Below are 16,426 nucleotides of genomic sequence, written 5' to 3'. Positions count from 1 at the left end.
TCTTTTTAAAGGTTAGAAAGAGGCAGAAATATTAAAGGAGAAATTACGTGCGAATGGATAATCCAAACCTCTTTCTATGGAAATACTTGACCAGCGTGTCAGGTCATTGCCAGTGAGCGCCAGTCTGACATTACTCATCTTCCAACGACGGGAAATAATATCCGGCACCGTATACCCAATAGTGGCAGTGGCAAAATTCAGGTAAGAATTATCCTGCACAAAGCGGCTGGTAGCATAGGTTGCATCTGTAAAAGAGAAACCATTTTCTGATACCAGACCACGGAACATGGTTACATCTCCAGGTTTTTTCCATCTACCATTCAATACACGTTCATCCAGTTGATATCGCAGATCCGCATTCTCGATTCTGTTTGCCAGGGTGGAATTATACATCTGCTGGTTTAACTGATAATTGAAACCCAATACCACAGAAAAACCTTTAACAGTAAGGTTCAACATGATATTACCGGCAAGGTCTGCAAAGCCATCCCCAACGATTACTTTATCCGAAGGGTCCCATACATAGGTGAGCGTTCCATCCTGTTTGATGAATACTTCCTTGCCCGATGCAGGGTCAATACCATTGGAACGGACGGCCCAGATAGCGGTTGGACTATGTCCTTCTACAAACCTGCTCTGCGGTTGTTTCTGGTCATTCTTGTCGTTGGCAGCATTCAGTGCTTTGAGTGAATTGGATATATGTGAAATGATAGAACGGTTATGCAATCCGTTGACCATTACACTCAGGTAGGTATTCTTCTGATCATTACGTATGGCAAAACCTGTTACGCTGAAATCCAAACCGGTATTGCGCAATGCGCCCACATTTTCTTTGTAGCTGCTCACACCTGTTGACGGAGCTGTATTTATATCGAGGATCAGACTCTCTGTGTTTTCTTTGTAATAGTTGAAATCTACCAGCAGGTAGCTATTTAAGAAAGCACCAACGATATGATAATCTGTTTTCAATGTCTGCTGCCAGCTGATGTTCGGATTACCATACCCCATCAGGGTTGCACCCACCATCCCCTGATAGTTTTGAGTGGTATTATATTTATAGGTAGTGATACCCAGGTTTGGCGGGAAGTTCACACTTCCGGTACTACCATAGGTAACACCCGCTCTGAGGGCATTCAGCCATGATACATCTTTCAGCAGCGCTTCTTTTTTAATATTCCAGGCCACTCCCATGCTATAAAAAGGTGCTGTCCTTTTCAGGTAACCAAACTGACTGGAACCATCCAGACTGTAAGAAAGGTCTGCAGAATATTTTCCATCATAGGTATAGTTGAGCGATGCGCCCGCAGAAACCATCCGGGTAACATTGGCAGTACCACCAGGTTTGGTATCCGGTGCAAATCCATTACCAAATTCCAATTGATCCAACCGATCAGAAGGGAAACCCGTTACAAGGAAGTTAACATCATCGCTGCTCGTCTGTGAACCACTTACACGCGCGGTCGCGAACAACATATTTTTCCCTATCAGCCTGCTGTAATCCAGTGATAAAGCCCCCTGAAAAGTGGTGAACTTGGAATTATCCTTCGAATAACTTCCTCTCAGCGTTGGATCAGTTTCCTTGTTAAAGGAACTATGCGATGCCGGCAGGAAAATATCAGACTCGTCTCCCTGACGCATAATATTTGCATTTCCCAGTAAATGCAGGTTTTTGTTCAATTTCCAATCTATATACAACTGCTCATTGAAGTTGGAATATTCTGCACTGTTAACAGTATGTAATGTTGCGTCATACAAAGGATTGGCGAAGCTGGTCAGCACAATACCATCTGTAGAAATGAATTGTTCCAGAAAACGCTTTATATGTCCGGTGCTGTCATATGGATTCCAGTATTGGTTTAATTTTGAGTAATCACCAAAGCTGCCATAGTTGGAATTTTTAGACTTATTATAATTAACAGACAGTACATTTTTAACAATGAAATTTTTTCTATTGTAGCTCAGGTTCATTTCCAGCCGGTAATTCTCTCTGCCGGAATTCTTCATCACACCTCCCGTATTGCTATAGGAGCCATTTACGCCATATCTGATATAATCATCACCGCCTTCCAGGTAGAGGGAATGTGACTGCCCGAAGGCATTACGCAATGGTTTAGATAACCAATAAGTATTGACACCACTAGCCACTGCTGCTTTCCGCATAGATAATATGCCCTGCTGGTTATAATAGTCGACCGGATTATTGCTGTTAAACCGTCCAGTGAGTTCCTCTACAGCTAATTTATCTTTTGCGTTGAGCAGATGATATACGGATAAATCCGGTGCTTCCATGAAAGCTGTACCACTGTATGAAAGCTGCGTTTTACCAGGTAATGGCTGTTTTGTTTCTACAACGATTACACCATTAGCAGCTCTGGAACCATACATCGCCGTAGCCGCAGCATCTTTCAGGATAGAGATACTGGCTATTCTGTTGATATCAAGATCGTAAATACGTTGCAGACTTACCTCAAATCCATCCAGTATCAGCAGCGGCTGGCTGGGGTTAGTACTGTAGGTAGCTTTGAAATCAGCGCCAGACATCGCCGTCCCCGATGTTCCTTGCGCCGGAAAGTTATTCACACCACGTAGATTTATTTCTGGTAATTTGTTAGGATTACTACCATTTGCTAAATTCTCCGGAAGTCTGACAGAGGCATCAAACATTCTGATGGCGCTAAACACGTTGCTCATACTCATTTTCCGCAGATCATCCCCTTTAATGGTAGTAGCCACACCCGTAAAGTTTTCCTTGGGCCTTTTGAAAATACCAGTAGATACCACGGCGCCTTCCAGCTGTATAGGCTTCGGCGACAGCTGTATGTCATATTTTCCGCTATGTGTCACACTGATGTTAGCGATTTCGTAGCCCAGCAGCTTCACTACCAGCTTAGCTTTCCCGGTAGGGATAGTAAGTGCATATTCTCCGTTTACATCCGTAGACGTCCCTGCCGACAAGCCCTGTACACCAATGGTAACGCCTGCCAGCGGCAAGCCCGTGCTTTTATCCAGCACCGTACCGTTAATGCGCAGCTCCTCCGCTACGCCTGCATTCCGCAGGTCAGTACCATTATTTATCATACCTGCTGGCGGCCTTTCCTTTACGATGATAGTATTATAACTGACTTCGTAGGTCAGTGGTAAATCATCAAAGCATACATCCAGGGCCTGTTTGAGCTGTACATCATCCAGCCTGAGATCTACCGTACCGGCAGCTTTGATCAGCTGCGGGTCATAAACGAACTCAAAACCCGTTTGCTCGCGGATGGATTCAAACACTTTTTTTAATGTCAGCTTTTTGCCGGTGAGTGTAACAGATTGAGAATAGCTGGCCGCACTTACCTGGAGCAACGCGGCTAACATAAAAACCGCTGTTAGTTTCATAATCAACAACATTTTGGTTGACAGCAGCCAGGCCGGACGCCTGACTTGCTTGCATAGCATTTCTTTCATACTTTCGTACTGTTTAGGTAATTAATTCAGCATTTGATCGATGCCTGTGTTAATGAAAATGCCCGAACGTCCACCGGAAGTGCTCGAACACTTCCGGTTTTGTTCATTTAAGGGCATAGCAATACCTACTCCATGACTGGTGGCAAATGAATGGTTGGAGCGCGATAAGCTATTGTGTTACTGTTGGTTTTTGATAATGAATCTCTTAGTTAATGGTTGATGTTTTTCTGCTGACATAAATTTTATGATCTCTGATCGTGAAACGCGCCTTCCCGGCCCGTTCCAGCGTATATAACAAATCTTCTAAACGCTGCTTTCTTTGAATGGCTCCTGTTAATGTAATACCTGTCAGGTCATCTTCATAAATCACTTCCACATCATACCAACGCGATACCTGACGCATAATCATCTTAATATCATTGTCATCAAATATAAACCAGCCTTTTTTCCAGGCGATTACATTGTCTGTGTTGACATTGGCAACAGTCATTATTTCCTGTTCACCGCCAACGGCCTGTTCGCCAGGACGCAGGACGACGGATTGCTGCTGCTGCCGTACTTTTATGGCGCCTGTCAGCAAAGTGGTGCTGACTTTGTTCTCATCCCTATAGGCAGAAATGTTGAAACTTGTTCCCAGTACGGCTATTTTCTGTGCACCGGCCACCACTTCAAAAGGTAAACTGGCATTGGCCGCCACTTCAAAACAGGCTTCTCCTTCGAGTATGATCTTTCTTTCTTTATTAAAATTGCTGGCAAAGCGTAATCGTGATGCAGCGTTTAGCCATACCCGTGACCCATCCGGCAATATCATAGCAAACTGGCCACCACGGGGCGTTCTGAGTTCACTAAATTCATTGGTACCTTTGCCATCATCTACATTATCAATTTTCACCAGACCGCTATCCGCTTTTGCCACTGCCACACCAGGCTGCGACCACTGACTGCCGGTAGCCATTGTATCCAGTTCCAGTACTTTACCACCGGCCAGCTGCAATACTGCCCTATCTTTTCCCGGCGCTACAGTAGCCATTTCCTTTGTATTAGTATGCGACGGATAGTACCACCACAGCCCTGCCGCTATAACTGCGGCCAGACAAGCAGCTGCAGCATATTTCCACCAGTTGAGCTGCCGGACAGGCGACTGCACCGCTATCTGCTGATTGATACGCGCAAAGAGTGCTTCATCAACGGCACCGCTATTGGACTGCATCATGATGGATTCGTATTCCACCATGATGGCATGATACTTTTCCGCAGACTGCTGCTGCAGCCATTGCTGCAGGGCGGTCACTTCCTCCGGAGTCGCTTGTCCGGCTGCGATTCGTTCCAATATCAGGCGATAGTTCATAGCGTGCTATAGTATAAAAACGTTTGGGAAATAGGAAAGGGGACGGTCGGCAAAAAATATTTTTTAATAAAAGAAGATATATAGTAAGATGACCAATGTTATATTAATCTCACCATATTTGCGGATATAACTGCGAATGAAGCTGCTGGCGAGATGCAGCTGCTTTTTCACGACTGCCACAGACACCTGTTGCCTTTCGGCAATTTCTGCCCACGACAAATCCTGTTGTGTACTCAGCTCAAAAATAATTCTTCTTCTCTCCGGCATCCTTTGGATAGCTTCCTGTGCCAGCTTATTATATTCGCGGTATTGCTGCTCCTGTTCAGGATGAAACCCTGTATCAGGGAGTGTTTCAGATAATAGCAGCTTTTGCTGCTGGCGGAAGATATCCAGCAGGCGGTTACGGCCCATACGATAGAGGTAATATTCAAACCGCTCTATTCCAACAAAAGTTTCTCTTTTCAGCCAGACCTTTACAAATATATCCTGGGTAATCTCTTCTACTAAATGGATATCAACAGTAAACGGCAACAGGTAGCGATATAACTTCGGCTGATAATGATAATACAGGCTGGTATAGGCGCTTCTATCCCCCTCCGCTAATGCGCGGAGCAGTCCAACTTCATTGTCCATACCGTGAATATAGGGCTTATTGGTTTATCTAGTATATATGCCGGCTATCTTCGTTCGGGTCTATGGAGTATGTCCGCTTCCTGTAAGGTGGCATAACCACTATGACTAAACGCTGTTTTGTCAGTGTTCAACAACAGCCTTACTAATGATTGGCTGGATAGTAGTGGCTTTCGTATAATATTTTAACAAGATGGGGTAAGGAGAAACACCTCCTTATCATCAACGCCTATCCGCAATAAAAAAGGATGCCTCCTGTGGGAGACATCCTTTTTCTTATCTGTTGCGGATCAATTAAATACCGCGCTTAGGATCGAAGTTTTCCAGTTCCTGGGCAACCGCCGTTAAGAAGGTAGCACCGAGAGAACCATCTACGATTCTGTGATCGTAAGACATAGACAGGTACATCATATGTCTGATTGCGATAGAATCGCCTTGTTCTGTTTCGATAACAACAGGGCGTTTTTTGATAGCACCTACCGCCAGGATAGCAACCTGTGGCTGGTTGATGATAGGCGTACCCATCAGGCTACCGAAAGTACCTACGTTGGTCATCGTGAAGGTACCGCTCTGGGTGTCTTCAGGTTTCAGTTTGTTGTTACGGGCAGCATTAGCCAGGCCATTTACCTGTTTGGTGATGCCTACCAGGTTGAGCTGGTCAGCACCTTTGATAACAGGAACGATCAGGTTACCGCTAGGTAAAGCGGTGGCCATGCCTACGTTGATATCTTTTTTGATAATGATTTTATCACCATCGAGGGAGCAGTTGATCAGCGGGAAACGTTTGATACATTTCACGATAGCCTCGATAAAGAGTGGTGTGAAAGTCAGTTTTTCACCTTCTCTCTTTTCGAATTCGCCTTTCATGCGATCACGCCATTTCACCATGTTGGTTACATCGGCTTCTGCGAAGCTGGTTACGTGCGGGCTTACCTGTTTGCTCATCACCATGTGGTTGGCAATCAGTTTACGCATGCGGTCCATTTCGATGATTTCCACGTTGCCGCTATAGGTAGGGGAAGCAACGGTGGTGGCAACAGCAGTACGTGGGGCAGCAGCGGCTGCGGCGGTACCCTGGGTGTTGCTGGTGATCACATTCGCCGATACCTTACCTTCTTTCAGGTCGGCGATGTACTGGAGGATGTCTTTTTTGGTGACGCGACCGTCTGTACCGGAGCCTTGAATTCTTTCCAGCTCTGCCAGGCTGACACCTTCCTGCTGGGCGATATTGAGCACCAGCGGCGAATAAAATCGGGAACCACTGCCGGAAGATGCCGGAACAGCAGTTTCAGACTGGGTAGCAACAACAGGAGCTGCAGCAGCAGTAAATTTCGGTTCAGTAGTTACAGGGGATGCAGGAGTTACGTCTGCAGCGGCGTCGGCATTGGTGTTAATGCGTGCAATGACAGTACCTACAGGGACAACATCATTTTCCTGGAACAGCAGTTCAGTGATTTCACCGTCTGCAATAGACGGCACTTCACTGTCTACCTTGTCGGTGGCAATTTCCAGCACGGTTTCGTCCACTTTTACGTGGTCGCCCAGCTTTTTGTGCCAACGCAGGATAGTAGCTTCCATGATGCTCTCCCCCATTTTCGGCATTACCAATTCTACAATAGCCATAAGATTGATTTTAGCTTTGATGTTAGCTTAATTAGTGCGGGACAAAAATAAGGGAATTGTATTAATTCAGCCCTTCCGGTTCAAGCTCCAGAATGAGCTTCCTTAATTCGTTCATCGCATAAACAGCTGCCATCTGAGTATTTCTTTCCCTGTCGTAGCGCAGGTGATATTTTACAGTGACACTTTTTTCCCTGTTGCCAACGGCTATCCATACGGTTCCTACGGGCTTTTCCTCTGAGCCGCCGGTAGGGCCCATGATACCGGAAATGGCAATGGCATAGTCTACTTCCAGCACATCCAGTGCCCCTGCCAGCATTTCCCGTACGGTTTCTTCGCTGACCGCACCATGTGCCATCAAGGTAGCCTGTTTCACTCCTAACAACTTCATTTTCATGTCGTTGGAATAAGTCACCGTGCTACCTTTAAAATAGGCGGAACTTCCGGAAATAGCTGTAATCCAGCTACTTATCAGTCCGCCGGTACAGCTTTCGGCGGTACCTACGGTTTTATTGCGTTTCAGGAGTAACTGACCAAGTACTTCACCCATGCTGATATCGGAGTCGGCCACGGCGATATCGGCGAGGCGTTCTCTCAGTTCAGTGAAATAAAGGCTGAGTTCGGTAGCAGTACTGAGTTTGTCTTTGCCCAGGGCCGTGAGGCGTAGTTTGAGCAGACTATAGCTGGGAAGATAGGCTAGTTTGATATGCGGCGGCAGTTTGGCCTCAAAATCCACCAGTCTTTCCGCCACAAAGGATTCACCCATGCCGGAGGTAATCAGCGTATGATGTACTACGGCCGGGGTACGGAAGTGAGCTTCCAGGCGGGGCAGGACGTAACTTTCCATGATACCTTTCATTTCATGGGGCACGCCAGGCATGGAAACATATATTTTCCCTTCCCGCTCGAACCACATTCCCGGCGCGGTGCCGCGTAAGTTAGGAATAACGGTAGCAGCTTCCGGTACCAGCGACTGATCTACATTTCGCTGGAGGATAGGCAGTCCGCGGCTTTCGAACATATGCAGCACCCGTTGCAGGGTTTCGCGGTCCTGTACCAGGCGGGTATTGAAGTATTCGCAGAGCGTTGGTTTGGTGATATCGTCGGCAGTGGGGCCAAGGCCGCCGGTCATCAGTACAACATCAGACAGGGCTGCTTCTGCGGCCAGCACAGCTAAAATATCCTCTCTGATATCACCGATGGCTACCCGACGATGTACCCATATCCCCATCGCATTCAATTCCTGGGCCATCCAGGCAGAATTGGTATCGATGGTTTGTCCGATCAGCAGTTCATCGCCAATGGTAACGATACTGACAGTTATCTTTTCCACTTACTTGGGATTTTAATGAAAAAATGGTTCCAGTCTTTCTTTAAGTACCTCCGGCAGTCCGGATTTCTGTTTGGTAACTGCATCTACAAATACCAACGTTGTAACACCCACATTGAGTAATTCCCCTTTTTCATTATACAATTCGCTATGGAACTGGATCTTTGAGCTTTTAGGGAGTTCTTTTAATATAGTCTTCACAGTTATGAGGTTATCATAATAGGCGGGTCTGAAATATTTAACATTCAATTCAGCTACGGGCATCATTACACCTTGCTCTTCCAGTTCGGCATAGGTAAAGCCCAGTTCCCTGATGGCTTCTGCCCTTCCTACTTCAAAATACAAAGCATAATTTCCATAATAGAGGTAGCCCATCTGGTCTGTTTCTCCATATCTTACCCTGATCGTCGTTGTACTGATAAACATGGTCCTGTCTTTTTTTAAATAAATTTATGCAATCAGGTTATCCAGAGATACCCTGCCAGGGCCGGTGAAGAGGGTTACAGTGAAGGCCGCCAGAAACATAACGGACTGCTCATTCCTCAGCAAGGGCTCATGTGCATGTACTACAAAAATAGTAACTGCCATGCAAATAATCAGCGGAACAGCTGCCAAACGTGTCAGTAATCCTATGATAACGAAGGCAGCACAGGCTACTTCTGCAAAAATTGTCAGCGACAGCCAGGTAGTATGCCCAATGTGTAAGGGGTCTGGAAATGAATTCTTTTTAGCCGCAAAATTGATCAGTAATGGCCACCCATGCAATAAAATCAATCCCCCGAAAACTACCCTCAAAATAAGCATGGAAAAGTCAACAGCACCATTTGTAAAGCTGGCTGAGAACAGTTTTCTCATAGTAGGTAAGGTTTTTGCTAATAAAAATGTTTTCTCAAGATAATCATAACATCCTTGCCGCCTATACGGAGTTATCCACATTGTGTAGAACGCAGGCGAAAAAGAACAGATATAACTTATATATTTGCTCCTAACCGTTCTGTCAGGCGCTATGTAGCCGTAGCACCCGTCCGAACAGCGGGACAACGAATCCTAATCAAATAGTAATCGGCCGGCCGGAAAATATTTCTGCCCGGTATTCGTTTTAATCGCATATTCAAGATAATAGCCAAACATGCAGGTCATAAGAAAAATTATTGTTCCCGGACATCTGTACTTATCCCTAGTCGCTTTTGCCGGTGCAGGATTAGCAGGAATGCCTTCCGCCCAGGCTCAGCAAACCCGTATTTACACTGACCCGGAGAAAGCATTCAAAGACGCACAGCAATATTTCCAACACGGGAAATATGCAGTGTCCATGCAACTCTTCAAGCAAACTATCGACAATATCGATTACTGGCACGAAACCAATCGTGACCTGGTAAAATCGGATGCCTACTATTATTACACCATCTGCGCCCTGAAATTACAACAGGCAAACGCAGAATATCTTGCCCAGCAATATCTCAAACTCTTTAATAATAATGCCCGCGAACAAATGGTAAGCTACCAGCTGGCAAAATATTATTTCCATGAGAATAAGCTGAAAGATGCCATTCCTTACTACGAACACGCCAATATCGACAACCTCTCCAACGAAGAAATTGCTGATGCCAAATTCGAACTGGCCTACTGCTATTTCAACGTGAAAGATTTTAAGAAAGCACAGCCACTGTTCGCTTCCATCAAGGAAATTCAAGGCAAATATTATATACCGGCAAACTACTACTACGGCTATATCGCCTATAACAACAGGCAATATAACGAAGCCCTGAAAAGCTTCCAGAAAGTAGCTGACGATCCTAAATACAGCAACGTCGTACCTTACTACGTCGCAGAAATTTATTATTTCCAGGGAAAACCTGATCAGCTGATCGCTTACGGCGAACCACTGGTACAGAAAGGCGGCCAGTACTACGAAGCAGAACTCAAACAACTCCTCGGTAAAGCCTATTTCGAGAAAAAAGACTATAAAAAAGCACTGCCCTACCTCCAGGAATTCCAGGATAATTCAGATGATGTAAGAAATGAAGATATCTACCAGCTGTCTTATTCCTACTACTCTACCGGCAACCTGCAAAAAGCAATCAGCGGCTTTAAACAACTGAGCGGCTCCAAAGATTCACTGGGACAAAACTCCATGTACCTCCTTGGCGACTGCTACCTGCGTACCGGCCAGAAAACGAATGCACGCAACGCCTTCGCCTATTGCGCCAACAACAGCTCCAACCCACAGCAACAGGAAATTTCCCGTTTCAACTACGGCAAACTTTCCTATGAACTGGGTTATGCCGACGTAGCCCTCTCTGAGCTGAGCAGCTTCGTAAAAAAATATCCGAATTCAGAATACAATAAAGAGGCACGCGAAATTATGGTGAACCTCTTCATGAATTCCAACAACTATAAAGAAGGACTGGCCACCATCGAAATGATCCCCGATAAAAACCAGACCGTACTGAAAGCCTATCAGAAAGTAGCCTTCGGCCGTGCCACTCAGCTCATCAATGATGGACAACTGGCAGAAGCAGATCGCCTCCTGGATATCGCTATCAAAAATCCATTCGATGCGCAAATCAAACAACTGGCCTACTTCTGGAAAGGTGAAATCGCCCTGCGCCAGAACAAAACAGAAGCTGCCATCGCTAACCTGAACACCTATATGGGCAGCACCGCCATCGTTTCCGGCGAAGCAAACGCCCAGACAGCCAGCTACAACCTGGGTTACAGCCTGCTCAAACAGGACCGCTTCAGCGAAGCATTGCCATGGTTCGAAACCGCACAGAAAGCCAGCGGCCCTAACGCCCAGCGTATCAGCAACGACGCCGTATTACGTACTGCCGACTGCTACTACATGCTGCGCCAGTTCCCTAAAGCATTATCGCTGTACGACAGGGTAATCAGCAATAACGATCCAGGCGCCGACTACGCTACTTATCAGAAAGCCATCATCCTGGGTTTACAGGGTAAACAAAGCGATAAACTCGCCCTGCTGAAACAGTTAGGTAATAAATTCCCGACCAGCAACTTCAGCAACGAAACAGATATCGAAATTGCCAATACCTACCTGGCATCTGAGAAATTCAACGAAGCCATTCCTTACCTGGAAAACGTGCTGAACAAACAACCTAATGGCCCTAATGCACCACGTGCATTACTCAAATTAGGCCTGTGCTACTATAACAAAAACAATGAATCCAAAGCCCTTGGCTATTACCGCCAGGTAGTGGAGAAATTCCCGGGATCTCCTGAAAGCAACGAAGCACTGCAAAGCATCAAATCCATTTATGTAGGTCAGGGCAAAACTGATGATTACCTCGCCTTCCTGAAAGCAAATGGTAAATCTGTCAGCGCTTCCGCAGAAGATTCACTCGCCTACTCCGCAGCTGAAGCACGCTTCACCAGCAACGACTGCGCAGGCGCCATCATTGCCTTCAATAACTACATCCGCAAATATCCTGACGGTCAGTTTATCCTGCCTGCCAACTTCTATAAAGCAGAATGTAGCTATAACAATAAAGACTATACAACCGCTTTACCGGCGTACGAATTCGTATTGTCGCGCAACAACAGCCTCTATGCAGAACGCTCTGCGCTTCAGGCTGCCAATATCAACTACTACCAGATTAAAAACTATGATAAGGCTCGTGGCTACTACCTGCAGTTACAGGACCTTGCTACCAGCAAGGAAAACAGCCTGAGTGCCACCCGTGGCTTATTACGCAGTACGTATATGCTGAAACGTTGGGACGAAGTAACCAACTATTCTGAAATGCTGCTGGCAGGAAGCAACAATAGTACCGATGATCAGATCCTCGGGCACTTCTACCACGCAAAAGCATTAAAACAAAACGGACAATATCCTGCTGCCATCACCGAATTCAAAACCGTCTGCAACCTGACGAAATCAGAAATCGGCGCAGAAGCACGTTATGATATTGCTGACAGCTACCTGCAACAAAACGACCTCGACGCCGCTGAGAAAGCAGGTTTTGATGTGATCAAAAATACCGCCTCCTACGAATACTGGGTAGCGAAAGCCTATATCCTGCTGGGTGATGTTTATTCCAAACAACAGGATTATTTCAATGCCAAAGCCACTTACCAGAGTATCGTCTCCAATTCTTCCATTCCGGAGCTGAAACAGGAAGCAAAAGATAAACTGGCAAAAGCCGAAGCTGATGAAAAAGCAGCAGGCAAAAAGAAGAAATAACAGATTTTCGGATTTAAGTAAACGATCGCATGAACATTCATAACATATACCGCAAACGCTTTTTCTTTTTCGCTGCTATGGGTCTGGGTGCCGGGTTCTTCCAAAAGGCATCAGCTCAGGATACGCTGAAACAGGAAACTATTGATATTATTTCCACTTACCAGCCACGTCTGAGAGATGCGGCCAAACTGAACCTCACCGCTTCACTGCCGGCCGTGGATACCTCCCGCCCTACACTGAAGTACGCGGTGCCTTCGCTTAACCTGAACTTCATGTACCAGGCAGCACCACTGAAACCGCTGGCCCTGGGCAAAGACTCCCTGGACCTGCTCCAGAATAATTTTATTAAACTGGGTTATGGTAACCTGAGCACACCGCTGGTACAAGCCGGATTCGGTAGCGGACGCCACGAAAACTATAACTACGGACTCTTTGTCAACTATTCCTCTTCCAAAGGAAAAGATATAAAATACCAGGACTACAGCACATTTAACGCGCTGGCAGCAGGTTCCTACCTGTTACCTAAGTTCCAGTTCAACGCCAGCATGGCCTACGACCGTAATACCGTACACTATTATGGTTACGACCAGACTTTACCGGTTCCTGAGAAAGGTGATATCGCGCAAACCTTCAACCAGTTTACCGTTGCAGTAGGCGCCAACAACAGAACCACCAACGACTGGGCCTTCCAGTTCCAGCCGAAAGTGAAGTTCATCCTCTTCAATGATTCTCATAAGAATACAGAAAATACCTTCCAGTTCAACATTCCTATACGCAAACAGATATTTGAAGATATCTACATCAAGGCAGAAGGTGTTTTTGACCTGACTACCTTTAAAGCAGACGGAGATCGTTCCTTTAATAACAATATTGTGGCCATCCACCCTGCTGTGGATGTCATCAAGCCGGGCTTTGTACTCCATGCAGGTGTAAATCCTACCTGGACCAACACCCCGGGCATCAGCAAATTCTACCTGCTGCCCGACATCGTGAATGAAACACACCTGATCCGTAAAAAGCTGATCCTGAGCAGTGGATGGATTTCCTACATGGAAAAAAATTCCTACCGTAACCTGACCAGCCGTAATCCTTTCTTCACCGGCAGTATGGCTGATATGCAGAATACCCGCGTAGAAGAAAAATATACCGGTATCAAAGGAACCCTCGGCAGCCACTTCAACTACAACACGAAATTTGCTTCTGTTACCTGGTATAATCTGCCGCTGTTCGTAAACGACACCCTCGACAGCAAGCGCTTTATCACCCTCAACGAAGCACAACTCCGTGCATTCCAGTTACATGGTGAAATCGGTTATATCCAGGAAGAGAAATTACAGGGAAGAGTGAGCTTCGACTGGTACAACTATAACAAACAGGAGTCTCAGCCACAGCCATGGGCGCTGCCAGCTTTCCAGGGTGATGTTTTTGTTTCCTACATCTTAATGAAAAAATTACACCTGAATGCGGACCTCTTCGCTATGAGCGGCGCATATTACAGGAATGCCAATAAAATTGATTTCGGTAAAACCAATGGAGCCTGGGACATGAATCTCGGCGCATCTTTCGATATTACCAAAAACTTCAACATCTGGCTGAACGCCAATAATATTTTCAATACCCAATACCAACGCTATTATCTCTATCCTTCTTATGGCTTTAATATTGTTGGTGGGTTGCTATTTAAATTCTAATTTAGTTGGTAATTAAGAGATTGGAACAAGAAAACCCGTTCTCCGGAAAGCACACAACCTTTACAGGTGGTGTGCTTTCCAGGTACTGACCCAAACCTATATGGGCCGGTTGGTCTCTGATCCCATAGTAATTAGTAATAAAGCACTATGATTCTACAGCAATACATTCAGGAAGTACTCTTCAGACAAAGAGTTTGTGTTATCCCCCAGTTAGGCACCTTTACCTTACAGCATTTCCCGGCACAGTACAATGTGAAAACACAGACCCTGACCCCACCATGGGAACAGGTACTGTTCAGTCAGACCTATCAGGACGACGGTTCCTGCCTGGAATGGATTGCCCTGAAAGAAAACCTGGTACCTTCCGTTGCACAAATGAAACTGGAGAAGTACCTGGAAGAAATGAAGACGGAGCTAAAAACAGGTAAACCTATGGAATTGCCTGGCATAGGCGTTTTACAGGGCGACTTCACCGGCAACATTCACTTCTTTGCTGAAAGATTACCGGTAACACAGGATACAATTGATTTGCAGCCTATCAGGCAGGAAAGTGAAACTTCGAAACAGCCAGCGGCTCCCGTGGAACCTCCTAACGAAGCGGTGGAACCTATCATGACAGCGGAAGTGGAAGACACGTTGGAAGCCATTGAAAACGAAGGCGGTTTCAAATGGTGGTGGGCAGTAATTCCTGTGGTACTTATTTTAGGCGGCGTGGCCGCATGGTGGTATGTTACACAACAACACATGTCTGTTGATATGGCACCTCCTAAAACGGACAGTGTTGCAGTAACCGCACCTCCTGTACAACAAGACAGCACCGCTATGGCGCCGGTAGATTCAAGTGCTGCCGTAGTTGCAGTACCGGCAACGGATACACTGAAATATGTGGCGGTTTATGCTACCTTTAAAAACACACCTAAGGATAGCACCGTTGCCTATAAAGCCTTTGAAAAACAACAATCATGGGGCAGAACGCAGGTGATCATCTTCAAAGATAGTCTGTATAAACTGGCAGTACCAGTTAATAATGCAGATACTACCGGCGAAGCAGACCGCGTCAGCAAAGAGTTTGGTGCTAAAGCACGACTCGAAAAACACTAGAAGTTTCGGAAAAACAAATAAAAAAGCCGTCTCTACTGAGTAGAGGCGGCTTTCTTTTTAGCGGGAAGCAGGTATTGCTGCCGCAACTATTTCAAGGCCTTCCGCAAAGGTATGCGGGGCATAATTAAATTCTTTTTCTGCCTTTTCAATGATAAGTCCTGTTTTTGCAGGTCTTGCAGCAGGCTGGGCCAAACTTTTTGAACTGATCTTTTCGATCATATTAATATCCAGGTTAAAGAAATCTGCTGTTTTGATGGCCATATCGTATGGTGTCAGCGTTTCTTTGCCGGAGATATTAAAGATACCGGTGGCCTTTTTATCGGCAATCATCTTACAGCCTTTTGCCAGATCGAGGCAGAGCGTAGGCGTACGCCACTGGTCATCTACCACTTTGATCTTTTTGTTCTGCTGCAGATTATTTTTCACCCAGGTAATCATGTTACTGCGTTGCGGATCAGCCACCACACCATATACCAGTACTGTTCTTACAATTGCCCAGGCCAGTTTACTGTTCTGAACAATTCTTTCTGCAGCCACTTTGCTGGTACCGTAATAGTTGATGGGATTTGCAGGGTCTTCTTCTGTATAAGGGCCGTTAAGGCCATCGAAGATGAAGTCGGTAGACAGAAATAATAAATATGCATTGATTTTTTCTGCTGCCTGCACTAGGTTGCGGGTAGCGCCTACGTTCATATCCCAGCAGGCGTCTTTATTTTTTTCACATTCATCCACTTGCGTCATGGCAGCGGCATGAATGATGATGTCTGGTTTGTATTTGTCCAGCAGCTGCTGTGCAGTGCCGGGCGCGCGAAGGTTCGCGGGTTCGTATATGTAGTTATCGTGCAGGGGAGATCTGTTGGGGCCCCTTCCGGTGGCTACTACGCTATAGTTCTTATCCTGCAAAAAAATCGGGAGCAAATGCTGCCCCAATAGTCCGTTACTTCCAGTTATAAGTACATTCATAAGCCATATTCATACACTGTTTTTAAAGATAAGCAATTTTCCGTAGCTGGTCATAAAAAAGAAGAAGGCATCTTAAAAGCTGACATATA

Annotated in this window: 11 protein-coding genes; 3 read left to right on the top strand and 8 right to left on the bottom strand. The window is 45.8% G+C overall.

Annotated elements, in window-relative coordinates:
• Positions 1-12 precede the first annotated feature (12 nt).
• The 7 genes from F3J22_RS09765 to F3J22_RS09735 all read right to left on the bottom strand — a co-directional run bounded on the left by F3J22_RS09765 (position 13) and on the right by F3J22_RS09735 (position 9,233).
• Positions 13-3,381: a SusC/RagA family TonB-linked outer membrane protein gene (locus F3J22_RS09765; protein WP_167016576.1), complete on the bottom strand. Its 3,369-nt coding sequence runs from the start codon at positions 3,379-3,381 to the stop codon at positions 13-15.
• A gap of 274 nt (positions 3,382-3,655) precedes the next feature.
• The gene (locus F3J22_RS09760) at positions 3,656-4,798 is read right to left on the bottom strand and encodes a FecR family protein (RefSeq protein WP_167016574.1); all 1,143 of its coding nucleotides are present in this window, start codon (positions 4,796-4,798) and stop codon (positions 3,656-3,658) included.
• 63 nt (positions 4,799-4,861) lie between these two features.
• The gene (locus F3J22_RS09755) at positions 4,862-5,431 is read right to left on the bottom strand and encodes an RNA polymerase sigma factor (RefSeq protein ID WP_167016572.1); all 570 of its coding nucleotides are present in this window, start codon (positions 5,429-5,431) and stop codon (positions 4,862-4,864) included.
• A 291-nt stretch (positions 5,432-5,722) separates the two neighbouring features.
• The gene (locus F3J22_RS09750) at positions 5,723-7,051 is read right to left on the bottom strand and encodes a dihydrolipoamide acetyltransferase family protein (RefSeq protein WP_167016570.1); all 1,329 of its coding nucleotides are present in this window, start codon (positions 7,049-7,051) and stop codon (positions 5,723-5,725) included.
• Positions 7,052-7,112: 61 nt separating this feature from the next.
• Entirely contained in the window at positions 7,113-8,381 is a 1,269-nt protein-coding gene (locus tag F3J22_RS09745; protein ID WP_370459410.1) for a CinA family nicotinamide mononucleotide deamidase-related protein, read from the bottom strand.
• Positions 8,382-8,393: 12 nt separating this feature from the next.
• Positions 8,394-8,804, bottom strand: coding sequence for a thioesterase family protein (locus F3J22_RS09740; protein WP_167016568.1), 411 nt, complete (start codon positions 8,802-8,804; stop codon positions 8,394-8,396).
• Positions 8,805-8,828: 24 nt separating this feature from the next.
• Positions 8,829-9,233 (bottom strand): DoxX family protein, encoded by a 405-nt coding sequence (locus F3J22_RS09735; protein WP_167016566.1) that lies wholly within the window; start codon positions 9,231-9,233, stop codon positions 8,829-8,831.
• A gap of 274 nt (positions 9,234-9,507) precedes the next feature.
• Here F3J22_RS09735 and F3J22_RS09730 point away from each other — a divergent pair, with 274 nt between their 5' ends.
• The 3 genes from F3J22_RS09730 to F3J22_RS09720 all read left to right on the top strand — a co-directional run bounded on the left by F3J22_RS09730 (position 9,508) and on the right by F3J22_RS09720 (position 15,374).
• A complete protein-coding gene (locus F3J22_RS09730; RefSeq protein WP_167016564.1) occupies positions 9,508-12,582 on the top strand; it encodes a tetratricopeptide repeat protein in 3,075 nt (1,024 codons plus the stop codon).
• Between the two features lie 29 nt (positions 12,583-12,611).
• Positions 12,612-14,273, top strand: coding sequence for a hypothetical protein (locus F3J22_RS09725; protein WP_167016562.1), 1,662 nt, complete (start codon positions 12,612-12,614; stop codon positions 14,271-14,273).
• Positions 14,274-14,420: 147 nt separating this feature from the next.
• Positions 14,421-15,374 carry a hypothetical protein gene (locus tag F3J22_RS09720; protein ID WP_167016560.1) on the top strand — a complete coding sequence of 318 codons (954 nt, stop codon included), beginning with the start codon at positions 14,421-14,423 and terminating at the stop codon, positions 15,372-15,374.
• A 57-nt stretch (positions 15,375-15,431) separates the two neighbouring features.
• Here the strand turns inward: F3J22_RS09720 and F3J22_RS09715 are convergent, their stop codons facing one another.
• Positions 15,432-16,337 carry an SDR family oxidoreductase gene (locus tag F3J22_RS09715; RefSeq protein ID WP_167016558.1) on the bottom strand — a complete coding sequence of 302 codons (906 nt, stop codon included), beginning with the start codon at positions 16,335-16,337 and terminating at the stop codon, positions 15,432-15,434.
• Between the last annotated feature and the right edge of the window lie 89 nt (positions 16,338-16,426).

The organism is Chitinophaga sp. Cy-1792 (genome assembly GCF_011752935.1).
Lineage (GTDB): Bacteria > Bacteroidota > Bacteroidia > Chitinophagales > Chitinophagaceae > Chitinophaga.
This window is presented reverse-complemented; position numbering and strand designations above follow the sequence as displayed.